This is a genomic window from Cupriavidus sp. 22TCCZM04-2 (assembly GCF_057798895.1).
In genome coordinates, this window is sequence record NZ_JBYOJS010000019.1 from 75,887 (window position 1) to 100,318 (window position 24,432).

Genomic DNA, 24,432 nt, shown 5'->3' on the forward strand with positions numbered 1-24,432 from the left:
CGATCCAGCGATGAAAAAGATTGTCCTTCGAACTATCTTGTTCGCCTTGCCACGGGTCCTGAACCTGACCGCGTGGAAGCACGCGGACTTCCGCCGGCGCCTGAAGCAGAAAAACTGTACCGCCTTCATTGGGCTGCTCGATGGCAGTATTGGGGTCACCCTCGAAATCAAGGGTGGAAAGCTGCGGTCGCGGAATGCGAAGAGCGCCGACGCCGACGTCAGCCTGCTGTTCAGGGACTTGCCGACGGCACTGAAATTCCTGATGCCCAACCCGGATCAGGGCGATATTATCCACGCCGCGAAAAACTTCAAGGTCATCACGAAAGGGCCAGACCCCCTGGTGGTCTGGTTCATGCAAACGCTGAACCTCAGCCAGACGGTTGGCGTCGAGATGGGTACGGCAATGGCCGACGGCATGCGACGGTTTGCCACCTGCACGAACGGCGGGCCGCTGTTCGTCTACGTAAAAGCGGGACGCATCGTGCGCGTGACCCCCATCGAGTTCGACATCGACGATGCGCACGGCTGGGAGCTCCAGGCGCGCGGGAAAACCTTTCGACCGCAACGCCGCGCGCTGGTGGCGCCTCACGCCATGACGCTGAAGTCCGTCGTCTATTCGGACAAGCGCATTCTTCATCCGATGAAGCGCGTCGATTACGATCCCGATGGCGACCGCAATCCGCAGAACCGAGGGAAATCGGGTTACGTGCGCATCTCCTGGGATGAGGCCCTGGACATAGTGGCCAAGGAGATCAACCGGCAGAAACGCGTCCACGGTCCTGGTGCCATCACGTTTCCGATGTCGTCCCACCATCAGTGGGGCAACGTCGGTTATTACCTCAGCGCCTTGACGCGCTTCGCCAATCTGATCGGTTTCACCCGGGTTGCCGCCAATCCCGACAGTTGGGAGGGCTGGTACTGGGGGGCGATGCATCATTTTGGCAATTCCATGCGGATCGGCGTCCCGGCGGGCTATGGCGGAGTCGAGGATTGCCTCAAGGAAGCAGACTTGATTGTGTTCTGGTCCTGCGATCCCGAAAGCACCAATGGTGCCTATGCCGGTTTCGAGGGCACGCAACGGCGCCTGTGGGCCAAGGAACTCGGCATCGAGTTCATACATATCGACCCGCACAATAATCCGACGGCTCAGTTGCTCGGCGGTCGCTGGATTCCGGTTCGGCCGCAAACCGACGCCGCGCTGGCCACCGCGATCATGTACGTATGGGCAGTCGAAGGCCTGTACGACCAAGATTACGTCGCGGCCCGCACGACGGGCTTCGAAGCGTGGCAGGCCTATCTGCTCGGGCAAAGCGACGGCATCCCGAAGACGCCGGAGTGGCAAGAAGCTGAAACGGGAGTGCCCGCCAGGGACGTGCGCGCACTCGCGCGAAAGTGGGGCAACAGGAAGGTCTATCTGGCGGCCGGCATGACGGGCGCGGGGTTCGGCGGCGCTGGGCGCGGCGCCACCGGACAACAGTGGGCACGCTGCATGATCATGATGATGGCGATGCAGGGCTGGGGCAAGCCGGGGGTCAATTTCGGATGCCTTCAGCTCGGCACCCCAGTGGACCTTCACTTCTACTTTCCGGGATACGCGGATGGCGGGATTTCCGGTGACCTGATGTGGACGGGCAATGCCGTCAGCAACTATCAGCGGATGCCGCACATCCTGACGATGAACCCGGTCAAGCAAATGGTTCCGCGGCAACAGCTTCCCGACGCGATCATCAACGGGCACGCCAGCGGCTATCTGTGGGACGGCATTTCGCAGGAGGCGCAATTCGCGCCGTTCACCTATCCGATGCCGGGCTATTCGCCGATTCACATGATCTACCGGTATGGAGGCTCGGCATTCAGCACCGTCACCAAGTCCGGGCGATGGATCGATGCCTATCGGCATCCCAGCATCGAGTTTGTCGTCAATCAATCGATCTGGATGGAGGGCGAGGCCCGGTTCGCGGACATCATTCTTCCGGCCTGCAGCTCGCTGGAGCGCTGGGACATCGGCGAATGGTCGAATTCGGGGGGGTACGCACATCACGGGATTGCCGGCGTCAATCATCGTGTTGTAACGCTGCAGCACAAGTGCATTGAGCCACTCGGTGAGTCGCGGTCTGACTACGACATATTCACCGCGATTCTGGAGCGGCTGGGTCTGGGCGCCTTGTTTACCGAAGGCGGCTCAGAACTTGACTGGGTCAAGCGCGTTTTCGATGGCTCCGATCTGCCGAACCACATTTCGTGGAAAGCGTTCTGCCGCAAGGGTTACTACGTTGTCCCACCCGAACGGCCGGATTTCAGCCAGCCGGTGGATATGCGCTGGTTCGCGGAAGGCCGCCAGAAGGATCTCCCCGAGCCGCACCCGCTGCCAAGCCAGTTTGCGGAGGGATTCGGCAAGGGCGTGCAAACGCCCAGTGGAAAGATCGAATTCATTCCCGAGATTCTCAGGCGCCATACGGCGGACAATCCCGATCGGCCGGCGCTCAACCGCTACATCCCATCATGGGAAGGTCTAGGGACTGCCACGCTGGCGGGCAAGTATCCGCTACAGATGATCGCCACGCACTCGCGCTATAGCTTCCACACGTCGAGCGATGGCAAGAACAGCGCCGTGAATCACGTGCCAGACCACCGTGCCCGTATCGCCGGCCATGACTTCTGGCTCCTGCGCATCAATGCCGTCGATGCGAAGGAACGCGGGATCGCGCACCGTGATCTGGTCAAGGTCTATAACGACCGCGGCGCGGTGATCTGTGCGGCCGATATCTCGCCGTTGATGGTTCCAGGGGTGGTGAAGTCGCATGAGGCCAGCGCCGAGTTCCAGATGGTCGACATCGGAGGCGAAACGGTCGAGATCGGCGGTTGCATGAACATTCTCACGCCCGACCGCCCTCAGACGCGGGGCACGAGCAGCATGAGCCCAAATTCATGCCTGGTCCAGATTGAAAAATGGCAGGGCGCCGAGCAATTCAAGCTCAGCCGCGCTGATACGGAGATTGCTCATGGATAAGTGGAATCTCATCATCAACGTCGGCCGCTGCGAGAATTGCTATAACTGCGTCATTGCGGAGAAGGACGAACACGTCGGTAACGACTTTCCCGGATATGCGGCACCCGCCTCCGTATCCGGTGACAGCACGATCCGCATTCTGCGCCGCGTCGAGGGGCAGGCACCAATGGTCCAAACGACCTACCTGCCGGTCATGTGCAATCACTGCGACAACGCGCCCTGCATGAAGGTCGGTGGCGACGCGATCAACAAGCGCAAGGATGGCATCGTCATCATCGACCCTGTCAAAGCCAAGGGCCGCCGGGACATCGTCCGGTCGTGCCCTTACAAGGCCATTGTCTGGAACGAGGAGTTGCAGGTCCCTCAGACCTGGATTTTCGATGCCCATTTGCTCGACAGCGGCTGGCAGCGCCCGCGCTGCCAGCAAGCATGCCCCACCGATGTTTTCGAGGCGGTGAAGCTCGACGACAACGCCATGGCCCAGAAGGCTCGCACTGAGGGACTGAAGGTACTGCTGCCTAAGCTGGGCGCCAGGCCGCGAGTCTATTACCGCGGGCTGGAGCGCTGGGAAGCGTGCTTCATCGGCGGCAGCGTCAGCGTCGAGGTATCTGGCCAGGTCGAATGCGTTGCGCGCGCCCAGGTGTCGCTTTATCAGGGCGAGGAGAAGATTGCCGTTACGGAAAGCGATGATTTTGGCGACTTCCGTTTTGGTGGTCTGCCCGCAGAAAGCGGCGGCTATCGTGTTGAAGTCCATCACAGCGCGGGAATGGCGCACAGGGACTGCGAACTCCACGAAAGCGTTTATCTCGGCGAGATCGTGCTGGTCCCTACCCATCGGACACGGAAGAGCGACCTCTCTGAATGCATCCCGCAGAGCTGATCGCACGGTTCAGATAGCGCGCCCACTACGGGAACAGCAGCGGGGCCGTGCCTGGCATTCCATCCGCGAACCGCATCCGGCGCTCGCCCTTGATGCGGTTCGATGGTGTGCGGCTGAGCGATGTGGGCGCACTTGCATTCAATACCACCGCTACAACAACGAGGAGACATTGCAGCATGAAAGAGCGCCTTCTTACCTGTGCAGCAGTCGGACTTTTTTCCGGCGCTGCCTACGCACAGTCCAGTGTTACGCTGTACGGCGTCGTTGACACGAATCTCGAATACGTCAATAGAGTTGGATCTGTTCCATTACCCACGAATCTCTACAACCCCGGCGCGGGGCACAGCGTCACCCGCATGAACAGTGGTGGTCTTGCGGGATCCCGCTGGGGCTTACGTGGCGAAGAGGAGCTGGTGACGGGCATGAAGTCGCTTTTCGTCCTGGAAAGCGGCATACAGGCCGATACAGGGGCTTTGGAACTGAACAACACACTGTTTGACCGACAGGCGTACGTTGGCTTGCGCAGCGACAAGTTTGGCCAACTGACATTCGGCCGGCAGTACACATCGCTCTTTCTCGGGCTGGCCAATTTCATGCCTGCCGCCTATTCGGTTCAGTATGAGCCGATCGGTGTGATAGCCGGTCCAAACTTCCGCGAGAACAATACCGTTCAGTACGCAGCCGTAGTAGGGCCGGTGACAGCAATTGCGCATTGGTCCTTTGGTGTCGGGATGACCTTGCCACCTATCAGTCCGTTCGCTCAGCAAGTGATGGTCGGAGGCAATGGCGAGGTTCCGGGTCACGCCAGGAAGGACACGGGGTATGGCGCGGCACTGATCTATACGCCCGGCGGATTCGGCTTCACCATCGACTACGATCAATACAACCCGTCGATCGCCCAAGGGAGCGGTACCAGCCGGCGGGTAGCGGCCGCAGCGAGCTACACATTCGATGCCAAGGCCAAGGTCATGGGTGGGTATCGCTGGGGACAGAGCAGGGATCAGAACAGCCTTACAGTGTTGCGCGATGACTACTACTGGGTGGGTGGGAATTATCAGGTGACCCCAGCCGTCGAGCTGACGCTTGAATATGATTATCAGATTGTCCGGAATCTGTACGGAAGCGCTACGGTGGCGAACCCATGGCAACTGTTCTTTATGGCGAAATATAGTCTGAGCAAGAGGACCGCTTTGTATGTGTCCACGGCCTATGCGCGGAACGCCGGATTGATGCTCGAATCAGCGGCGTCTGGCTATGGCGCGAGCCTCTTGCTCAATAATACTTACGCGCCTGCGAACGGGCAGACGTCCATGATCGGCGTTGCGGCAGGTGTTCGCCATATCTTTTAATCGCGCTCAGTAGTTACATGCGCGCCTTCTGCGGCGAACCGCTTGGCGGTGGCCAGTCCGATGCCGCTCGTGCCACCGGTTACGAGTGCGATCTTCTTTTCGAGTCTGCGGGTCATGGTGATGCTGCGCGTGACCAACTCGGAAGCGCTGCTCCCCATGCTACCGGCGGGGCAGGGCGTTGCAGAATTGCCGGAATTCATGGCGGGCGAATATCTGGCCGACGGACGGCTAGAGGCGATCCTGCCTGGCTGGAGCCTGACACGCGGCGGCGTGTACTTTGTCACGCCATCGGCACGAGCCCGGCCCCGCCAAGGTCACTGCGCTCGCCGATTTCTTTGCAAAATACCTCTCTTCGCCCCCATGGTCGCGGCCGCCGGTTGATGGATCGGGCGCTCCACAGCGGGGGAAATAGCGTTGGAAAGACTCTTGCCGTCAGGGATTCTGCCCTCGTCTGGAAGGCTGTGAGAGGCCGTGGCGCGTGTGAGCAGGCGTTGAACAATCCTTAACGATTTGAGCCGGCCGAGGGCGAGGGCGCCGGCCGGCGCTACCCGACCCTTCTCGCCCGTTTGGCACGTGATGCCAATGGCCGTAACGACCTACGTAGCGGCCATCGACACTCCGCGAAGTACGTTTCTCCAGACCCAACCTCATTCCGGGCGAATATTGCCCTGTTTAATGACTGTCGCCCATTTTGCGCGCTCCGCATCAAGGAACTTTCGAAATTCTTCTGGCTTATCACCAGAAGCCTCCGCGCCGATTGCCGCGAGCCGTTCCTTGATGGCGGGTTGTGCCAAGACTTCGATTGTTGCCTTGTTGATCTTGTCTATGACTTCCGCAGAGGTGCCAGCAGGCGCGAACAAGCCATTCCACTCATACACCTGGTAGCCGGGAAGTCCGGATTCCGAGATGGTTGGTACATTGGGCAACGTGGTGGAGCGCTTTGCGCCTGTTGTCGCCAGCACCTTCAACTTCTTGCCTGAGACCAGTGGGTAAGACGCTGCCATGTTGCTGAACATCATGTCCACCTGGCCACCCATCAAGTCACTCAACGCTGGTGCGCCCCCTTTGTAGGGAACGTGAAGCATATTCAGTCCGGACTGCTGACGGAACAGCTCTGCGGCCAGATGCTGTGCGGTGCCGGAGCCCGCGGACGCATAGGTCAGCTTTCCTGGCGTAGCCTTTGCGCGCGCCACGATATCCTTGGGCGAGTTGAACGGAGAGTTTGGAGGAACCACTAGAAGGTTTGGCACTAGTACCACCAGGGAGATGGGGGCAAAGTCCTTCGCGGTATCGTAGGGAAGCTTCGGTTGCAGACTAGGGTTGACCGAGTGAGCCGTAGCATCCAGTAGCAGGGTGTAGCCGTCCGGCGCAGCCTTGGCGACCGCGCCGGCACCGATCACACCGCTTGCACCGGGGCGGTTGTCTACGACAATGGTCTGACCCAGCTTGGTACCCAGAGGGGCAGCTACGATGCGGGCGACCGTGTCGGCCGCGCCGCCTGCGGGATATGGAACGACGAGACGGATTGGATGATCGGGATAGGCGGCGCTCGCACACGCGGTGGCGCACAGCAGTGTGAGGCCGGCAATGGCGCCGGTAACGGACTTGAACATTGTCTCGTCTCCAGAAAGTTGTAGTTGTGTACTAGACCGTCGCGATCGGAGTCGCCGGCGAACCTACTGCACCGGGAAGGCGCAGAGGTGGGGCGGTCAGCAGGAAGCGGCTACGATTGTTCTTGCGCAGCCAATATGCCAATGGTGTCAAATGCCACAGCTCGCCGAGGTGAATGCCATTCTTGAACAGGCAATGTTCATGCAGCGGCAGTCGTGGCCCGCGAATGGGGGAAGGCGTCAGCGGTTTCGGCACAACCAGCTCCACGGCGGGGTTGTCTGCCAGCAGGCATGCCAGGCGCGAGTCGGTGATCCAATTGAGCAGCTTCGCGTCGTAGCCATCCAGTCCGGTGCCGGAGTCGTGGAGTACCTTGAGATCGGGCGACTTGTTCATCGATAACAATGTGTCGGCGAACCCGGTATGGAGGCAGACCATATCGCCCGACTCGACTGTTACGTTATCTGCTTCCAGAATGCGCATGAGCCGGTCGTAGCCGACAGCCTGTCGTTTACGCCCAATGTGGCGCTCGATGTCGATCATGACGCCGCGGCCTTGGGCACCGTGCTCAGCAAGGACGGCGATACTCAACGCTCCGGCTTCCGGGTTCTCGTATCTTGCCCATGCCTCGGACGCTTGAGTCTCGACACCGGCTCTGATTTCCTCGCCTGCCCGAAAGCCGTTGTAGAAGACAGCTTCGTCGCTGCCGTCACCGTCGGCATCGAAATGACTGCCTACGTGTGCAAGGCTGTCCCACTGCGTTGAATACTGCAGGCTCATGAGGACAACATCGTCATTGACCACGTCCGTCAGATCGGGATCCTCGGAACGGTACGACCAGCAGAAACCCTGCTGCCCGGCGCTCTTTCCATCCCGAAGGACGGCGAAGCGCCGCGGTGGCTGCCGACGCACGTTCATGGTTTGGCCGCCGGGGTAATCGAGGGGAAGCGAAAGGCAGAACGTAATGCCCTCGCGCACCTCTGCGACGCCTTGCAGTACCTTGGCGCGATCCACCAGGTTCATGCGCCCACGCTGATCGTTCGCTCCAAACTCTCCCCAATTGCTGCCGTCCGGCTTACGCTGCCACCGCCTGGCTGCTTCACTCATGTCGGCTCCTTATCGCAGCTTCGCAAGTTCGGCCAGCACGTTCGTCGCGGCGGCTACACCCATGTTGACGAAGGCATCGCTAGTTACGCCGCCGATATGCGGGCTGATGATGAACTTGCTGTTTCTGAAGAAGGGATGATCGGCGGGCGGCGGCTCTTGCTGCAACGAATCCAGGCCTGCTGCGGCTACTTTGCCGCCATCAACCGCTGCCAGAAGCGCGCTTTCTTCAATGAGTCCACCGCGCGCGGTATTGACGACTATAACGCCATCCTTACATTTGGCCAGGTTATCCGCGTTGAGGAGTCCTCGATTTTCGGTGGTCAGTGGACAATGGAACGATATGACGTCCGAATTTCGCCAGATCGTGTCGAGGCTGACGTGCTCGATGTTCGCCGGCAGATCGGTGGCATAAGGGTCATATCCAATGACCTTCATGTCCATGGCATTCGCCATCCGGGCGAAACGTCGGCCGATCGCCCCCAGGCCTACCAGACCGAGCGTGCGCCCCTTCAGTTCGAGGCTTTGATGCGTCGATTTGTCCCAATGGCCGTTACGTGTGCGCTGGTCTAGGATCACGACCGATTTTGCGCAGGCTAGCATTAGCGCCAGCGCTTGTTCGGCCACTGCTGCCGCATTTGCGCCTGTCGCGGCCACGACTTTGACGCCACGCGCCTTAGCAGCTTCCTGGTCGATGTTGTCGATGCCACTTCCATGCTTTGACAGGACGCGAATCGACGGCGCTGCGTCGAGCGCCATGGCGCCGACCTTGCTTGTGCGGACGATGATCGCCACAGGCGCGTAACGCCGGCAAAGTTCTGCGGTCTCTTCTTCGGTTGCCGCTTTTCCTGCATAGACCAGTTCGAAGTCTGACAGCAGCGCGACTGCCTGTTGCGCAATGTTCGCCGCGGTCACAACGATTACGGGCTTGTCCGGCGCACTCACAGCGATTCCCCAGCCTTCAGGACACCAGCGGCACGCAGGGCATCATCCAGCCAGGATGGTCGCAGTGCTTTGCCAGACTTGATACCTTCGATGCGTTTACGCTCCGCCGCTACCTTCTTTGCAGCCTCCTCGATCAGAGCCGGCGCCTTTTCGCGCTCGATGACGACTACGCCATCCGCATCGCCAATGACCAGGTCGCCCGGGCGCACCGTAACGCCGCCACATTGAATCGGATGATTCACGCGGCCGGGTACGAATTTGGTAGGCCCGTTGGGATTCAGTCCTACAGAGTACATCGGGAAGCCAGTCTCGATGATCTCTTCGGCATCACGCGCAGCGGCGTCCAGGACAACGGCCGCGACACCCAGTGCAATGCACTGATTGACCATGATTGCGCCCATCAGCGCGCTGTTTTGGTCGCCTTTGCCATCGACGAGAATGACGTCGCCTGGTTGAGCCAGCGCCATGGCGGCGTGAATCATAAGGTTATCGCCAGGGCGAACTTCCACGGTGACAGCCGGACCGCAGAACTTGCTTTTTTGGCTCAGTGGTGCGATCCGCCCGTGCAGGCCGCCGCGGCGACCCGCTACATCGGCGAAGATCGAAGACGCGTACTCGGAAGCCTGCTTGACGATGTCCGAGGAGACGCGTTCGAAATCACGGATGACATCAGGGAGTTGTTGGGTTGCCGACATAGTTGCTCCTAAAATCTGCGAGTGAATCCAGCCGCACAGTTGGCATGCCAACTGACGGATTGTGAAACCGCGAAAGTGGAATCCGGCGCGCGGTCGCGCGCCGAGGCGTTAATCGATGGTCGCGCCCGAGTCTCTGACCACAACTCGCCAGCGAGCAAGATCCTTTTGCAATAAGCCTGCAAATGCTGAGGTACTACCGCCCAAGACCTGTCCGCCTTCCGCCTCGATCTTGGAACGAACGGCCGGGACCTGGAGTACTCGATTCAATTCAGCGTTGAGTCTTGCGACGACGGGTGCCGGGGTGCCGGCGGGTGCAAGCAGGCCGAACCATGTGTCCGCGTCAAATTGCTTCACTCCGGCTTCCGCTACGGTGGGCGTGTTAGGCAATTGCGGCGAACGCTTAGCAGAGGTCACAGCGATTCCGCGCAACTTGCCCGTCTTGATTTGGCCCATGACCGTAGGGACGGAGCCAATATAGATTTCTACCTGGCCACTCAAAACGTCGGTGAGAGCCTGCGATGCACCCTTGTATGGAATGTGCTGCATCTTCACACCGGCCTGCTTCTGCAGGAGTTCCATGGCGAGGTGTGCGACCGTACCATTGCCCGGCGTGCCGAACGTTACCGTGCCTGGCTTGGCTTTCGCAGCGGCAAGCACGTCAGTCAGGTTCTTGTATGGTGAACTGTTGTTGGCAACAATCGCGAGAGGTGCGGAGGCAATCAAGCCGATGGGCGTCAGATCTTTTGCAGGGTCATACGGCAGCTTCTTGTACAACGACGGATTGATGGCTAGATTGCTGGTTTGGCCGAATACCAGCGTGTAGCCGTCAGGCGATGCTTTTGCCGCAGCCTCGACGCCGAGGTTGCCGCCAGCACCTGGCTTGTTGTCGATGATGATGGTCCACTTCAGATCCCGGCTCAGTTGTTGGCCAATTTCACGCGAGAAGGTATCCGGCGCGCCGCCCGGTGGGAAGGGAACGATCAGGCGAATGGGCTTGGTCGGATAGGTGTCCGCGGCATGCGCAGGAACGCCTGTCAATGCAGCAATGGTGCAGGCCGCCAGAACGCGAAGGATCGTCTTCAAGGGTGTCTCCAATAGAAGCCTTGTATTTGTGCGTTGACTATAGATTGCTGTTCCGTGCTATACAATTGCGTTGTCCATAGCGGAACATGTGCCATGAAACGGAATGCTCGGCCTGACCATGCGCCTGAAGGTGCGGATAAAGACACAATCATTGCGGTCACCCGTGCTTTGCAGATTCTCGAGGCATTTTCTGCCGATGACGCTTCGTTGAGCTTGTCGGAGTTGAGCCGACGGGTCGGGATGGGCAAATCGACCGTGCTGCGCACGGCGCGGACGCTTGCGCAAAGCGAGTATCTGGCCCAACGCGAAGATGGCCAATGGCGCCTCGGAGCAGCCGCGGGATGGCTGGGCGCGCGCTATCAGGCTGCGTTTCGAGTGAATGAAACCGTGGAGCCTGTGCTCAGGCGAATTAGCTACGAAACACGTGAAAGCGCAGCCTTTTATGTCCGGGAGGGAGACACTCGGGCCTGCCTGGTGCGAGTCGAAGGACCGGGCGCGGTGCGGCACCACGTGCGCGTCGGGGAAAGGCTTTCTCTCACCGGAGCGCCGGGCAGAGTGTTGCGGGCATTCGCAGGCGAAAGCGGCGAGCCATACGAGGCCATTCGCAAAGATGGTTATTTCATTTCAATGGGCGAAAGGGAGCCTGAAGTTTCGAGCCTGGCTGTCCCGGTGTTCGGAATCAATTGGACTTTGGCCGGGGCTCTTTGCATCTCAGGGCCCATTAGTCGGCTGACGCGAGATAAGTTGGCGGAGTATGTGGATCTGATGCTGGCAGCGGGAAAGGAAGTGTCCTATGCAATTTCCGGCTCCCGGGATCAGAGTGTCCGCCCTACGACATGGCATCCCTGATTTCGAGACGGCGATTTTGAGCCAATGCTCTGACTACCTTATGAGAGCCAAGTGTCTTGGGGCCGCATGAATGATTGATCGTATGGGACGCTACGGAAAAGGCACTTGCTGAGGCGGTCAGCGACCGATGTTTGGCGCACTCTGGTCGTTAAGTTTCGAATTGCAGGTGACAGGAGTGGCCGGGTAGGGCCGTCGATCCTCCATTCAGAGGCCGGGCCAAGCTCGATCGGCAGTTCGCGACCCAGAGCGCCCACTCGTGCCGCTCAAGGCCGGACATTTGACGGGAGCGACAATGTCCGGTTATGTGCAAGAATGACACGTCTGTTCAAACTCGACTGATCCATGAATGCGAGTCTCCGCGCCACTATAACCATTCGACGGCTTACACCTGTCGAATGGCCGCAAGCCTTCCCTGTTATCGCTCGGTTGCGCAAACTGGACGAAGCTGAATTTCTCAGACGAGTCCTCCGGCAATCGTATTCCGGGTACGAATTGATTGGAGCTTTCAGAGACGGCGAACTTATTGGCGTCTTGGGCATGCGACCAGTCCACACGTTGGCACGCGGGTCGTATCTGCACGTGGATGATCTAATCGTCGTTGCGGAAGCACGAGGAAGCGGGGTAGGGCACGCCTTGATGGAGTACGCTGAAGCTGACGCACGCGTACGCGACATGAGTGCCGTATTTCTCGACGCGAGACCAGAAGCTGTTTCGTTCTATGAGAGTCGAAATTTCGAGTTGCATCCTGCACCGTCGATGAAGAAAATTCTCTAATCACGCGGCCGCGCGCACGATGGAACCGGAGCCGACCCTAAGCAGTCCGTCAACAATGCCGTGACGGTGCGGCCGAGCTTTGTCGAATAGCGGGCATTCGCCGCCGAGGCGATTTCTAGATGTCCTCGATGGTCTGCCCCGGAACCTCGCGGAGCAGGGCCAGCCCATAGCACGGGCGGCTCGTCAGGGCGCGTACCCGTCAAGGGAGAATATTTTCAGAGCGCGCAAAAAAACATTCACTTCTCTTTTCAGTGACGTTGCGGGAGTATTTTCGGCACGCAGCAACGCCGGCACAAGCTCGTTTAGGGCGCCCTCACACACATTGGAACAGGGTAAGGAATCACTAACGGCGGGCGTGCAGGCACAGCAGGCAGATGCAAACGTGACGATGTCACGCGACACGCTGAACGGCATTATCCTGGGCCAGACCAAGATGGCAGATGCGGTGAAGAACGGAAGCGCGAAGGTCACGGGCAACCATGCCAAGCTGGACGAACTGGTCAGCTACCTCGATACGTTCGAGTTCTGGTTCAACATCGTGACGCCGTAGACCGGCTGACCCGGCGCAGGTGTCGTCACGATGTCCGCGCCGGGACTGGTTCAGGTCAGGTCTTCTCTGAGCAAGATGCCGGTGGGAGATCTCGAAACATGAATTACCAAGGAAGCTCCATGACGAGAACTGTGATTGCGATCATGCTTGCGTGCGGCGCTTGGCATGCAAGCGCGGCTGATTTCAATGTCGACGTAGGGAATGCGCGCATCCAGGCGCCCGGTGTGAACATCACGTTCGGCAGTCGGGATAGCAGGGGCTACTACTGGGATGGCGGGGAGTACCGCGATCCGGACTACTGGCGCAAACACAACGGCCCCAAAGGCGAGAAGTACTACACCGGTCGCGGAAAGGGGAATGGCGGTTGTCCGCCAGGGCAGGCCAAGAAGGGAAAATGCTAGCCGCGTGCAGGGTTGCATCTCTGTCGCTATGAATACGGCCGCAGACGCGGTTGCCCTTTTCGCGCAGGGTATTGAATCGGCACCATAAGGGCGATGACGCGGTTGGCTCGGGGACACAGTTGGCCACCGGTGATTAGACCAGTGAGCTTCGAGCGGGCGACCGAGACGGACGTCACCTCAGGATCTCCTGTGACTCAGTGATGCAGCAGCGGATAGGCCACCAGGCCGATCAAGGCCGCTCCTGCAACAATCAGGGGCTCGGGCAGCTTCTTGAACTTCAGCAGCAGGGCCACGGTAACCAGCGCGAGCAGCGCGGTAGGGATATCGACGATCGAACGTTTGGCCAGCACGATGACCGCGCCGGTAATGGCGCCGATGGCGGCAGCGGTAACGCCATCCACGAAGGCGAGAATGGCGGGCAGCTTGCCGTACTTCTTGAAGTACGGCGCAGGCAGGACAGTGAAGAGGTAGCAGGGCAGGAAAGTCGCGGCGGCCGCCACACAAGCCCCTGACAGACCTGCCACGAGATAGCCGATGAAGCCGACCGTGATGACGACCGGCCCGGGTGTGATCATGGCCACCGCCACGGCGTCCACAAACTGCTTGTCGTTCAGCCAGTGGTGTTCGGTGACGACACCGCCGTACAGGAAGGGCACGATGGCAAGTCCCGAACCGAAGACGAATGCGCCGGCCTTGGCAAAGAACACACCAATCTGCGACAAGAGCGGCCAGTCCACCGCACTCATCATGCCGCTGGCTGGCGGCAATGGCGTTGCCGCCAGCGCATTGAGCTTGCCTTGACGCAGCCACTTGGGCGGAGCGCGCCAGAACCAGGCCAGAACACCGGCCGCGACGAACAGCCAGGCCACCTCCGATTCGGTAATGACCGTGACTGCGACGAGAACCAGGTAAATAAACCACAGCAGCTTGTCCTTGCCCACGCTTTTCTTGGTCAGCTTGTGAGCGCTGATCGCGATGATGCCGATCACTGCCGCGCCCACGCCATAGAACACTGACTGCATCCAGGTCAGGCCGCCGAAGCGAACGTAGGCCCAGCCGAGCGCCAGCACCATCAGGAACGACGGCAGCACGAAAGCGATGCCAACAAGCGTGGCGCCCAGAATCCGATAGTGGACATATCCAAGGTAGATCGCCAACTGGGCCGCCAGCGGGCCCGGTGCCAATTGCGCCAGCGCGAGGCCTTCCTTGTACTCGGCATCGGTGATCCACTGCAGCGCGTCCACCAGGTCCCGGTGCATATAGCCGGCGAGCGCAACCGGACCGCCGAAGCCCAAAGTGCCGAGTCGCAGGAAGTACATCACCATTTGCCGCAAGGTGTATCCAGGGCGTCCATGCGGTGAATGGACCGGGGAGGCATCAGAGGGGTGGGGCGAATTCATCTTGTGTCGTCTGAAGGGGAATCTGAAGTCGCCGGATGGGTAACGACCTAGCGCTTGCGCGGGCTTGAGAAATGGCTGTACAGCGAGTCGAGGACACGGCCGACCTCGTCCAGCAATGCATCGTCGTCGGGAAAGCGCTCGCGCGCGCCAGCCAGCATCGCCTCGAAGCCACTCGCTTCCGCAACCGGCGTGCCGCCGATGTCCAGCACATGAATCATCTGGCCAAGGCGCGACAGGCCTTTGTCCTCGTCGAGCCCGAAGCTGGCCAGCAAGACCTCAAAGGACACGCGCTCGCCAATATGCGTGAAGGTGGCGCCATCGAAGTCGAACCCCAGCACGTCTTCCGGGCATTGGCGAATGTCCTCGAGCCAGACGAACGTGGCATGGGGATCGATAAAGCGCCGGATCAGCCAGGCGCAGGCGACGCGGTCTACCCAGAGATGCCGCCGGGTCCCCCAGCGTCGGCCCTGATACTGGGTGGGGTCACGCCGCGGGATACTGCCCGCCACGCCATGCGGCTCACCCGGGGACAGCAAGATGTCGATGGCCGCATTGAAATCGCGCCATTGCGCTTCGGCGCGGGCGGAAGACTCGCTGGGGAAAAAATCGATCTTGCGGATTGCGTCGAACCCCCGGCCGTGCCGGCGAGCCATGCGCAGCAGTTCCGCCTCGTCCGCGCGACTCAGCGCCGCGCGGGCGCCGGAAAGCTCTGCCATCCAGGCTGCGTATTCGGCAGTCCGGTCGAACAGTGCGCGATACTCTGCTTCTTGCTGTTCGTCGTCGGCTTGAACGGACAGCATCCAGACTTTGCCGTCCTCGCTGGCCGCGTCCTCGGCCAGCGCTTGTAGCTGGGCTCGCTGGCCTGGCAGGTTGGGCAGCAAATAGGCCCCATCGCGCAACGACGCGCTGCCCAACGACTTGATGCCGCGCCACAGCCGCATGCGCGGCGTGGCGGCAGAGGTCGGCAGACTGACGACGAGTAGTAGCCAGCCGGCTTCGGGAATGGATGAAAAAGCAGTCATGGGCTCAGCTTAGCTGGGCGTAACGGCTCCTTCAACGTTGTAGAGTTCCCTACAAAATCCCGTGCCTTGATGGACACATTACCGCCGCCGCATTGACTTTGGTCGTGCTCTGCGCCGGGTCGCTGAGGATCCGGAACAGCATGCGGTACAGGAACTGTAGGGCTTGTCCGCACTTATCCGGACGTGCATTGTCGCCTTACTCACTAGTGCAAAGTGATGTTCGGCGACAGACGATAGTGTCTTTAAGGTGCCAGGCCGGCCAGCCCGCGATGCGTATGCCTGAACCGCTCGCGCGCCTCGGCCGAGGGCCGGAAATCCACTTCAAGCGGAGAGATCGTGATGTATCCGGCCAGGAACGCCGGGGTTTCGGCGATGTGCGCGAGGGCATTCGGTTCGCTGTCCGGCGCGCCGACGCCGATCGATACCGTGCCGTCCGGGTTGCGCTGGTACGCCGTGGTGAACGAGTCCACCGTGCCCGCCACGGTCATTCGCACGCCCGCCGGCTGCTGCCTGCCGATCACGGGATAGTTGATGTTCAGCGGCTGCGCCACCGGCAGCAGCGGCTGGCCCGGCGCGCGTCCAGTTTCGAGGCTGGCGATCACGCGCACGAGGAACGCGCCGGCCTTCGGGAACGCGGCCAGCGTGGCGGGGAAGCCCGTTCGCGCTTCGGCGAAGTCGACGCCTACGCTCAGCGCGATGGCGGGCACGCCGCGCCGTGCCGCGAACAGCGCGTTCATCACCGTCCCCGAGTGCGGGATGGAGTCCGACAGGTTCTCGCCGAAATTGGCGCCGGAAACGACCAGGTCGGGCACGAAGCGCTGCTCCGGCCCGACGATCTTCAGCCCCATCGCCGTGGCGTCCACGGGCGAGCCGCTGCCAATGTAGTTCGGGTTGGAGGCATTGAGCGGGCTACCCGCGGCATAGCCGGGCTTGACGCGGTGCACGCAGAAGGTATCGGCGCTGGCGGCAAGCGGTGCCACGACCAGCCGGGTGCTGCCGTCGGGTACGGCGTACGCGGCACCGGAGCCGCTCTGGTTGCCGGCCGGGCCAACCGTGATGACGCGATGTCCGGCATCCTGCAAGGCCTTGCGCACCGCGCTGATGCCGGGCGCCGCGCAGCCGTCGTCATTGGTCAGCAGCACATTGAGCGCGTGCGCGGGGCCGGCAGCGGCGGCCAGTGCCGCGGCGGCGATGGACAGCAGAGGCGTGGAAAGTCTGGGCATGGAAGGGGTCTCCTGTTCTTCTTCGTCTCGATACGTGGAACGTCTGTGCCCGGCGCTGCATGGCCGCGGGGCAGCGGGCCTTGCCGCGCCTACGACACCGGCAGGCCGCGTGCGCGCGCCAGCGTGATGGCCGTGTCTTCGATCATGTCCTCCTGGCCGCCCACCAGCCGCTGGCGGCCCAACTCGACCAGGATCTCGCGCGCGGGAATGCGGTACTTCGCCTCGGCGCGCTTTGCGAACAGCAGGAAGGATGAATACACGCCGGCATAGCCGAGCGTGAGCGCGTCGCGGTCGATGCGGATCGGGTGGTCCATGATCGGCACGACCAGGTCCTCGGCCACGTCGGCAATGCGGAACACGTCGACGCCGGTCTCGATGCCCATGCGCTCGCAGACCGCCACCAGGACTTCCATCGGCGTGTTGCCGGCACCGGCGCCCAGCCCTGCCGCCGCGGCGTCGATGCGGTTCGCGCCGCATGCAATCGCGGCCAGCGAATTGGCCACGCCCATGGCGAGGTTATGGTGGCCATGGAAGCCCAGCTCGGTCTCGGGCTTCAGCGCCTGGCGCACGGCGGTCAGCTTTTCCGTGACGTCGTGCGGCAGCATATGGCCGGCCGAGTCGGTGATGTAGAGGCAGTTGGCGCCGTAGCTTTCCATCAGCAGCGCCTGCTGTACCAGCGTCTGGGCCGGCGCCATATGGGCCATCATCAGGAAGCCGACGGTGTCCATGCCGAGCTTGCGCGCCATGCCGATATGCTGCTCCGACACGTCCGCCTCGGTGCAGTGGGTGGCGACGCGGATGGTATGCACGCCGATTTCATGCGCCATGCGCAGGTGGTCGACAGTGCCGATGCCCGGCAGCAGCAACGCCGAGACGCGCGCCTGCTTCAGTTCGCCCAGCACCGCGCGCAGGTAGTCCTCATCGCTGTGCGCGGGAAAGCCGTAGTTGACCGACGCGCCGCCAAGGCCGTCGCCGTGAGTCACCTCGATCAGCGGCACGCCGGCGGCGTCCAGGCCGCGGGCGATGCCCTTCATCTGTTCCAGCGAGATCTGGTGGCGCTTCGGGTGCATGCCGTCGCGCAGGGTCATGTCGTGCAGGGTGATGCGTTGGCCCATGGCGTGGCTCCTCAGGCGGTGGTGGTTTCAGGGCTGCCGGCCAGCATTGCGACGGCAATGCACTCGGCGGTGCGGGCCGCGGAGGCGGTCATGATGTCGAGGTTGCCTGCGTACTTTGGCAGGTAATCGCCCAGCCCCTCCACCTCCAGGAAGATCGACACGCGCTTGCCGTCGAACACCGGGCCGTTCTTCAGCGTGTAGCCCGGCACGTACTTGCGCACTTCGGCAATCATGTCGTGCACCGACGCGGTGATGGCGGCCACGTCGGGCGCATCGTCGGTCAGGCAGTGGATGGTGTCGCGCATGATCAGCGGCGGCTCGGCCGGGTTGATCACGATGATGGCCTTGCCCTGGCGCGCGCCGCCCACGGCCTCGATCGCGCCCGCGGTGGTGCGCGTGAATTCGTCGATATTGCGGCGCGTGCCAGGCCCGACCGATCGCGACGACACCGTGGCAACGATCTCGCCATAGGCCACCGGCTGCACGCGCGACACGGCATACACCATCGGGATGGTGGCCTGGCCGCCGCACGTGACCATGTTGACGTTCATCTCGTTGCTGCCGATATGCGCGTCGAGGTTGACGGGCGGCACGCAGAACGGACCGATCGCGGCGGGCGTCAGGTCGATGACGCGCACGCCGCGCGCGGTCAGCTTTGCCGAGTGTTCGGCATGGACGTAGGCGGAGGTGGCGTCGAAGGCGATGCGGATATCGTCGGCCTCAAGATGCGGCAGCAGCCCGTCGATGCCATCGCTGCTGGTCTTCAGGCCGAGCTCGCGGGCGCGCGCGAGGCCTTCGGATGTGGCATCGACGCCGACCATCCACACGGGTTCCAGGACTTCGCTGCGGCGCAGCTTGTAAAGCAGGTCGGTGCCGATATTGCCGGGCCCGATCAGGGCGCATCGGATCTTGTTCATGGTGTCTCGCGTCGCAAGTAGAGAGAGTCAGAAGGTCAGCAGAACACGGCGCTGCAGGCGCCGATGCCGCTGATCCGCATGGACAGCTTGTCGCCGGCCTGCACGGGGATCAGCGCCGCCAGCGAACCCGACAGGATGGTCTCGCCTGCCAACAGCGGGATGCCGAAGCTGCCTAGCGTGTTGGCGAGCCACGCCACCGCGTCGGCGGGATGGCCCAGCGCGGCGCTGCCCAGGCCCGTGGCCACGCATTCGCCGTTCTTTTCCAGCACCATCTCGCACGAAGCCAGGTCCAGCGCCTGCGGGCTGACGCGCTCGTCGCCGAGCACGTAGACGCCGCACGAAGCGTTGTCGGCCACGGTGTCCTCGATGCGGATGTTCCAGTCGCGGATGCGCGAGTCGACGATCTCGAAGCACGCTGCCACCGACTCGGTCGCATCGAGCACGTCGTCGCGGGCCACGCCGGGGCCGCGCAGGTCGCGCCGCAGGAAGAAGGCGATCTCGCCTTCGGCGCGCGGCTGGATCAGCGTGTCCGCGGGGATGGGCTGGCCCGCGGCGTAGTGCATGCTTTGCAGCAGGATGCCGAAATCGGGCTGGTGCACGTCCAGCATCTTCTGCACCACCTCGCTGGTCACGCCGATCTTCTTGCCGGTGACGCGGTCGCCGGCCGCCAGCCGGTGCGCGACAAAGCCCTGCTGGATGCGATAGGCGTCGCGCACATCCAGCGTCAGGCCGCGGCCGCTCAGGGGCGGTACGGGCGTGCGCGCGACGAGTGCCTGGTGGAGTTCGTTGCTAAGCGTGGAGATCAGGTCGGCATTCATGGCTGGAAAAATCGGATAGTGGTGCCGCGGCGACGCGCCGCGGCACCATGGGTGATGCGTCCGTCAGAACGAGTACTTGGCGTTGAAGGCCACGTAGTCGCGGTCGGCCAGCGGGCGGTTGACAATGCTCGCCCCGCCGATGAACGCGGCGTAGGTCAGGCCGAGCTCCAGGTTGTTCAGGTACTTGAAGGTCACGCCCACGCTGGCGCGCTTGTCGCCATAGCCCATCAGCGTGCCGAAGGCGCCGGCCACCGCGGACCTGCCGCTGAACTGCTGCGCATAGGTGAGCGGCACCGTCATGTCCCAGCCATCGAACACGTTGTTGTAGGTCAGCGACCAGCCGACCTGAAACGCCGCCGAGTTGCGCGTGTTGGTCAGCTGGCTGAAGCCCATCACCGAATCCACGCCCAGCACGTGCAGGTAGGCGATTTCACCGACCAGCGACTGCGAGTTGGCCAGGAAGGTCGGGCCGATCGAGTAGATCGCCGACAACTGTCCCTGCAGCGCCCGGCCGGGCGACGCGGTGGGCGAGCCGGCCACGTTCACCAGCATCGGGATGCCGTCCTTGTAGCTGATTTCACCGGCGATATTGGCACCGAGCACTTGCGTGGAGAAGCTGGCGCCGGTCAGGTTGATGCCGCTGAAGTACTTCTGCTGGTACTGCAGCGAAGGGAACAGCGAGGTCACGACACTCGGGTTCTTGTCGTGATAGCGCAGCTGGTACAGGCCGATCTCGGTGTCTTCGAACACGCGGAAGCGCGTGCCGATACCCCATTGCCCCCAGTCCGACGGACTGATGTCCGGGCCGCGCGGAATACGGAAGCCGGGCCCGATGATGAACTCCGCGCCCGGGCCGACCACGTCGCTGGTGCTGAAGTAGCTGCCCGGTGCGAAGAGCTGGTTCGGCTTGTAGGTGAACTGGTAATAGCCCATCACGCTGAACGACGGCGTGACCTGCAGCTGCAGCGATGCCTGCGGCACCGGCAACAGGATGTCTTTGACCTCCGCGCCTGGCACGAAGGCCTTGGTGGCATCGGCGGGCCCTTGCGCGCCGGCGATGTTGGCGAAGTACAGGCTCTCGCCCCATGCCACCACCTGGTTGCCCAGCTTGAAGCTCAGCTGCGTATCGCCGATCGGCGTGGTGCCATAGACATAGGCGTCGAGCAGCTGGGCGCGCTGCTCATGATAGTCGCGTGCCGAGCTCGTGAACTCGTTGAACGGGCCGCTGTGGTTGACAGTGAAGGGCGCGTTGTTCGAGTTGGTGCCGCTGTAGGCCCAGTCGTAGAACACGCTGCCACGCACCAGTGCACCAAAGGCATCGTGCTTGACATGCGCCTCGCCCAGCAGCGACACGCGGTTCGCGGTCATGTCGCCGCGCTTGAAGTTGCGGTCGCCGTCGTCGCCGTTGATATTGGCCGGGCTTAGCAGCGTGTTGCTCTGGTTGCCGGTGCGGACCGCCGCGCCATAGGACGCGGTCACGCTGTAGTCCAACGTGGTGTCGTGGCCGAGGTCGATCGTCTCGCCGGCGTGGGCGGACGGCGCGAGCAGCGTTGCCAGTGCCGCCGCGGCAGCGATCGGCCGTAGCGGGCCGCGGCGTTTCACTGTGCCGGTTCGTGATTGGTGCATGGTGGTCTCCCCTTGGTTTCTGTGGTGGTTCATGGCCTGGCACTTCGAATGGCGCTCATCTGGCCGCAAGCGTAGAGAGGGGGAGCCACGTACAAATCGGCAGAATGGACTAGGCGGTTTCCCTACAGGCCGAGGTTCAGCCGCGATTGACCGAGGCCGTGTCGAGAAAGGCCGGACGTTCGCCGCCGCCATCGAGCACGAGGTTGGCGCCGGAGACGTACGAGGCCTGTGGCGAGGCCAGGAACAGGCACGCGCTGGCGATATCGTCAGGCTGTGCGAGTCGGCCCAGCGGCACCGTGGCGGCTGTCGCGCGCAGCGCCTCGGGGTCGCCGTAGTGCTGCTGCTGCGAGGTTTCGGTCAGCACCAGCCCCGGACTGACCGCAACCACGCGCACCTTGGGTGCCCATTCCACCGCGAGCGAGCGCACCGCATTGAGGATGCCGGCCTTGGCGGCACCATAGGCCGCCGTGCCCGGCGACGGGCGCAGCGCGCTGATGCTGCCGACGAACAGCTGCGTGCCGCCGCGGGCCTGCTGCTGCATGCGGGCATTGGCGCGCTGCGCGAGTTGCAGGGGTGCCACCAGGTTGAGCCGGATCACCGACTCCAGCAGCCGTGGCGAGGCATCGGCCACCAGCGCGTAGGGCGAGCCGCCGGCGTTGTGCACCACCACATCGAGCGTGGCGCTGTGCTGCGCAATCCGCGCGAGCATGGCGTCGGCTTGCTCGATGTCGCGGATATCGGCCGCGATGAAGTGAGCGCGGCGACCCTCCGCGTGCGGCAGCTCGCCGTCGTGCGCGGGCGCGGTGCGTCCGCAGACGAAGACCTGCGCGCCCGCGCGCAGGAAGGCTTCGCTGATGGCGCGGCCAATGCCGCGCATGCCGCCGGTGACCAGCACGGTCTGGCCGGTGTAGTCGAATCCTGTCATGGGTCCCCCCTGGTGCATGGAGCGCCCATCGTAGGAGAAGTGGCCGTGCCGTTCTTAGTCCGAATGAACGATGCCCCGGTGGCTGGCGCTGCGCAATATCCCAGCCAACCACACCGGAGACGCTCTCATGTCCGCTACGTCACAGCAAACGCCATCCTCCCTGCATCCGAACCTGCCGGTCGGGCGCTTCATCACCACGTCGGCGGGCCTGCGGCTGCACTGCCTCGACACGGGCAGCGGAGAGCCGGTGGTCTTTATCCACGGCAGCGGGCCGGGGGCGAGCGGGCACAGCAACTTCCGCCATAACGCGCCGGCATTCGCGCAGGCGGGCTTCCGCACGGTGGTGGTGGACCTGCCGGGCTATGGGCAGTCGTCCAAGCCGGATGATGTCGAATACACATTGGACTTCTTTGTCGCCGCGCTGCGCGAGCAGTTGCTGGCACTTGAGCTGCCGCGCTGCGTGCTCGTCGGCAATTCGCTGGGCGGTGCCATCGCGCTGCAGTACGCGCTGGACTTCCCCGAGCATGTCAGCCGCCTGGTGATGATGGCGCCGGGGGGCGTGGAAGAACGCGAGACCTATTTCCAGATGGCGGGCATCCAACGCATGGTGTCGCTGTTCACCGGCGGCCACATGAACCCCGACACCATGCGCCAGTTGCTGCAACTGCTGGTGCACGACGCCAGCCTGGTCACCGACGCGCTGGTGGACGAGCGCATGGCGGTGTGCCGCGAGCAGCCGCGCGAGGTGCTGGCCACCATGAGAGTGCCCAACCTGACGGCGCGTCTGGGCGAGATCCGCTGCCCGGTGCTCGGCTTCTGGGGCACGGAGGACCAGTTCAATCCAGCCGCCGGCGCGATGAAATTCCTGAGCGGCTGCGCCGATGCCCGCTTCGTCATGATCAACCGTTGCGGCCACTGGGTGATGGTCGAGCACGCGGCCTATTTCAATCGCGAGTGCCTCGGCTTCCTGGCCGAAACGGCACAGGGCGGCGCGGCATAATTGGTGCCCGCAGGCAACCAGCAAGACCGCAGGAGATATCATGGAACACCCGTACAACCTGTTCGACCTGCGCGGCAAGGTGGCCGCGATCACCGGTGCCGCGCGCGGCATCGGCGCGGAGACGGCGCGTGTACTGGCAGCGGCCGGTGCGAAGGTCGCCGTGCTCGATGTGCTGGAGGCGGATGGCAAGGCCACTGCTGAAGCGATCCGCGGCGCGGGCGGCGAGGCCGCGTTCTGGACGCTCGACGTTACCAGCGAAAGCGAGGTCGCACGCGTGCTCGACGAGGTCGCGGCCCGTTTCGGCGGGCTCGGTATCCTGGTCAACAACGCCGGTATCGAAGGACCGAACACGCCCACCCACGAAGTCACGCTGGAGCAATGGCAGCAGGTGATGGCGGTGAACGTGACCGGCACCTTCCTGTGTACCAAGCACGCGATCGCGCACATGGAGCGCGCCGGCGGCGGCGCCATTGTCAACGTCTCGTCGATGTACGGCATCGCCGGCGGCGCGGACGTGCCGCCTTACCACGCGTCCAAGGCCGCAGTGCGGATGATGGCCAAGACCGATGCCATGCTTTACGCGGCCAGGGGCATCCGCTCGAACTCGATCCATCCCGGCTATATCCGCACGCCGATGCTCGAACACGTGGCACAGGCATCGGGGCAGGGCGAAGCACTGTTCGATTACCTCGGCGGCCTGACACCGATCGGCAAGGTGGGCCAGCCGCGCGACATCGCGGCAGGCATCCTCTATCTGGTGTCCGACGCCGGACGCTACGTGACCGGCGCCGAGCTGGTGATCGACGGTGGCTACACCGCACGCTGAACGACAAGGAGAATCCCATGCCCGATAGCGCCGCGATGAAAGCCACGCTGCTCGCCTATGTCGAGCGCTTCAATGCCGGCGACGCCGACGGCGTCGCCGCGCTCTACGCCGACGATGCCACGGTGGAGGACCCGGTCGGCGCGCAGCCGATCGCTGGCAAGCCGGCCATCCTGGCCTTCTACCAGCACGCCACTTCGGTTAACGCGCGGCTGGAGGTAGTGGCGTCGCCGCGCGGCTCGCGCGGCGACGCCGCCGCGCTGACCTTCGCGGGCCCCCCGCGGCTCGAATGCCGGCCGGCCCGCCGCGACCTGC

At 62.8% G+C, this 24,432-nt stretch carries 23 protein-coding genes and 2 pseudogenes; 11 read left to right on the forward strand and 14 right to left on the reverse strand.

The window, feature by feature from the left end:
• Positions 1–10: 10 nt before the first annotated feature.
• The 3 genes from AC3FKG_RS23855 to AC3FKG_RS23865 all read left to right on the forward strand — a co-directional run bounded on the left by AC3FKG_RS23855 (position 11) and on the right by AC3FKG_RS23865 (position 5,239).
• Positions 11–3,010 carry a molybdopterin-dependent oxidoreductase gene (locus tag AC3FKG_RS23855; protein WP_488744317.1) on the forward strand — a complete coding sequence of 1,000 codons (3,000 nt, stop codon included), beginning with the start codon at positions 11–13 and terminating at the stop codon, positions 3,008–3,010.
• A complete protein-coding gene (locus AC3FKG_RS23860) occupies positions 3,003–3,890 on the forward strand; it encodes a 4Fe-4S dicluster domain-containing protein (protein WP_488744318.1) in 888 nt (295 codons plus the stop codon). The genes AC3FKG_RS23855 and AC3FKG_RS23860 overlap by 8 nt, the downstream gene beginning before the upstream one ends.
• 176 nt (positions 3,891–4,066) lie before the next feature.
• Positions 4,067–5,239 carry a porin gene (locus tag AC3FKG_RS23865; RefSeq protein ID WP_488744319.1) on the forward strand — a complete coding sequence of 391 codons (1,173 nt, stop codon included), beginning with the start codon at positions 4,067–4,069 and terminating at the stop codon, positions 5,237–5,239.
• A 14-nt stretch (positions 5,240–5,253) separates the two neighbouring features.
• Here AC3FKG_RS23865 and AC3FKG_RS23870 read toward each other — a convergent pair.
• A pseudogene (locus AC3FKG_RS23870) lies at positions 5,254–5,355 on the reverse strand (SDR family NAD(P)-dependent oxidoreductase); the annotation flags it as partial.
• Between the two features lie 7 nt (positions 5,356–5,362).
• Between AC3FKG_RS23870 and AC3FKG_RS23875 the strand changes: the two are divergent.
• Positions 5,363–5,651: pseudogene (locus AC3FKG_RS23875) on the forward strand (LysR substrate-binding domain-containing protein); the annotation flags it as partial.
• A 235-nt stretch (positions 5,652–5,886) separates the two neighbouring features.
• On the opposite strand, the gene AC3FKG_RS23880 reads toward AC3FKG_RS23875, so the two are convergent.
• The 5 genes from AC3FKG_RS23880 to AC3FKG_RS23900 form a co-directional block, all read right to left on the reverse strand.
• Positions 5,887–6,852: a tripartite tricarboxylate transporter substrate binding protein gene (locus tag AC3FKG_RS23880; protein WP_483712157.1), complete on the reverse strand. Its 966-nt coding sequence runs from the start codon at positions 6,850–6,852 to the stop codon at positions 5,887–5,889.
• Positions 6,853–6,883: 31 nt separating this feature from the next.
• Positions 6,884–7,954: a cyclase family protein gene (locus tag AC3FKG_RS23885; RefSeq protein ID WP_488744320.1), complete on the reverse strand. Its 1,071-nt coding sequence runs from the start codon at positions 7,952–7,954 to the stop codon at positions 6,884–6,886.
• A gap of 9 nt (positions 7,955–7,963) precedes the next feature.
• Complete coding sequence (locus AC3FKG_RS23890; protein WP_488744321.1) at positions 7,964–8,896, reverse strand: NAD(P)-dependent oxidoreductase; 933 nt, start codon at positions 8,894–8,896, stop codon at positions 7,964–7,966.
• On the reverse strand, positions 8,893–9,591 hold the full coding sequence (locus AC3FKG_RS23895; protein ID WP_488744322.1) for an RraA family protein: 699 nt from the start codon (positions 9,589–9,591) through the stop codon (positions 8,893–8,895). Before AC3FKG_RS23895 ends, AC3FKG_RS23890 begins: the two co-directional genes overlap by 4 nt.
• A 108-nt stretch (positions 9,592–9,699) precedes the next feature.
• Positions 9,700–10,665 (reverse strand): Bug family tripartite tricarboxylate transporter substrate binding protein, encoded by a 966-nt coding sequence (locus AC3FKG_RS23900; RefSeq protein WP_488744346.1) that lies wholly within the window; start codon positions 10,663–10,665, stop codon positions 9,700–9,702.
• Between the two features lie 102 nt (positions 10,666–10,767).
• Between AC3FKG_RS23900 and AC3FKG_RS23905 the strand changes: the two genes are divergently transcribed.
• The 4 genes from AC3FKG_RS23905 (at position 10,768) to AC3FKG_RS23920 (ending at position 13,248) form a co-directional block, all read left to right on the forward strand.
• Complete coding sequence (locus AC3FKG_RS23905; RefSeq protein ID WP_483712154.1) at positions 10,768–11,523, forward strand: IclR family transcriptional regulator; 756 nt, start codon at positions 10,768–10,770, stop codon at positions 11,521–11,523.
• A 342-nt stretch (positions 11,524–11,865) separates the two neighbouring features.
• Positions 11,866–12,297 (forward strand): GNAT family N-acetyltransferase, encoded by a 432-nt coding sequence (locus AC3FKG_RS23910; RefSeq protein WP_483712153.1) that lies wholly within the window; start codon positions 11,866–11,868, stop codon positions 12,295–12,297.
• A gap of 355 nt (positions 12,298–12,652) precedes the next feature.
• Complete coding sequence (locus AC3FKG_RS23915) at positions 12,653–12,847, forward strand: alkyl sulfatase C-terminal domain-containing protein (RefSeq protein WP_488744323.1); 195 nt, start codon at positions 12,653–12,655, stop codon at positions 12,845–12,847.
• A gap of 98 nt (positions 12,848–12,945) precedes the next feature.
• A complete protein-coding gene (locus tag AC3FKG_RS23920; RefSeq protein WP_483712152.1) occupies positions 12,946–13,248 on the forward strand; it encodes a DUF2502 domain-containing protein in 303 nt (100 codons plus the stop codon).
• A 194-nt stretch (positions 13,249–13,442) separates the two neighbouring features.
• Here the strand turns inward: AC3FKG_RS23920 and AC3FKG_RS23925 are convergent, their stop codons facing one another.
• The 8 genes from AC3FKG_RS23925 to AC3FKG_RS23960 all read right to left on the reverse strand — a co-directional run bounded on the left by AC3FKG_RS23925 (position 13,443) and on the right by AC3FKG_RS23960 (position 22,294).
• The gene (locus AC3FKG_RS23925; RefSeq protein WP_488744324.1) at positions 13,443–14,648 is read right to left on the reverse strand and encodes a chromate transporter; all 1,206 of its coding nucleotides are present in this window, start codon (positions 14,646–14,648) and stop codon (positions 13,443–13,445) included.
• A gap of 47 nt (positions 14,649–14,695) precedes the next feature.
• Positions 14,696–15,670, reverse strand: a complete 975-nt coding sequence (locus AC3FKG_RS23930; RefSeq protein WP_488744325.1) for a chromate resistance protein ChrB domain-containing protein — start codon at positions 15,668–15,670, stop codon at positions 14,696–14,698.
• A gap of 242 nt (positions 15,671–15,912) precedes the next feature.
• Positions 15,913–16,893: a 5'/3'-nucleotidase SurE gene (gene surE, locus AC3FKG_RS23935; RefSeq protein WP_483712150.1), complete on the reverse strand. Its 981-nt coding sequence runs from the start codon at positions 16,891–16,893 to the stop codon at positions 15,913–15,915.
• 89 nt (positions 16,894–16,982) lie between these two features.
• Complete coding sequence (gene dmpG / locus AC3FKG_RS23940; RefSeq protein ID WP_488744326.1) at positions 16,983–18,008, reverse strand: 4-hydroxy-2-oxovalerate aldolase; 1,026 nt, start codon at positions 18,006–18,008, stop codon at positions 16,983–16,985.
• Between the two features lie 11 nt (positions 18,009–18,019).
• Entirely contained in the window at positions 18,020–18,925 is a 906-nt protein-coding gene (locus AC3FKG_RS23945) for an acetaldehyde dehydrogenase (acetylating) (RefSeq protein ID WP_488744327.1), read from the reverse strand.
• 35 nt (positions 18,926–18,960) lie between these two features.
• The gene (dmpE, locus tag AC3FKG_RS23950) at positions 18,961–19,743 is read right to left on the reverse strand and encodes a 2-oxopent-4-enoate hydratase (RefSeq protein WP_483712147.1); all 783 of its coding nucleotides are present in this window, start codon (positions 19,741–19,743) and stop codon (positions 18,961–18,963) included.
• A gap of 63 nt (positions 19,744–19,806) precedes the next feature.
• Entirely contained in the window at positions 19,807–21,369 is a 1,563-nt protein-coding gene (locus AC3FKG_RS23955) for a DUF1302 domain-containing protein (protein ID WP_488744328.1), read from the reverse strand.
• Positions 21,370–21,505: 136 nt separating this feature from the next.
• The gene (locus AC3FKG_RS23960) at positions 21,506–22,294 is read right to left on the reverse strand and encodes an SDR family oxidoreductase (RefSeq protein ID WP_488744329.1); all 789 of its coding nucleotides are present in this window, start codon (positions 22,292–22,294) and stop codon (positions 21,506–21,508) included.
• Between the two features lie 127 nt (positions 22,295–22,421).
• Here AC3FKG_RS23960 and AC3FKG_RS23965 point away from each other — a divergent pair, with 127 nt between their 5' ends.
• The 3 genes from AC3FKG_RS23965 to AC3FKG_RS23975 form a co-directional block, all read left to right on the forward strand.
• Entirely contained in the window at positions 22,422–23,294 is an 873-nt protein-coding gene (locus AC3FKG_RS23965; protein WP_488744330.1) for an alpha/beta fold hydrolase, read from the forward strand.
• A 40-nt stretch (positions 23,295–23,334) separates the two neighbouring features.
• Positions 23,335–24,120: an SDR family NAD(P)-dependent oxidoreductase gene (locus tag AC3FKG_RS23970; protein WP_483712146.1), complete on the forward strand. Its 786-nt coding sequence runs from the start codon at positions 23,335–23,337 to the stop codon at positions 24,118–24,120.
• Between the two features lie 17 nt (positions 24,121–24,137).
• Positions 24,138–24,432 (forward strand): nuclear transport factor 2 family protein (locus tag AC3FKG_RS23975; protein WP_488744331.1); only part of this gene is annotated, 295 nt, incomplete at its 3' end.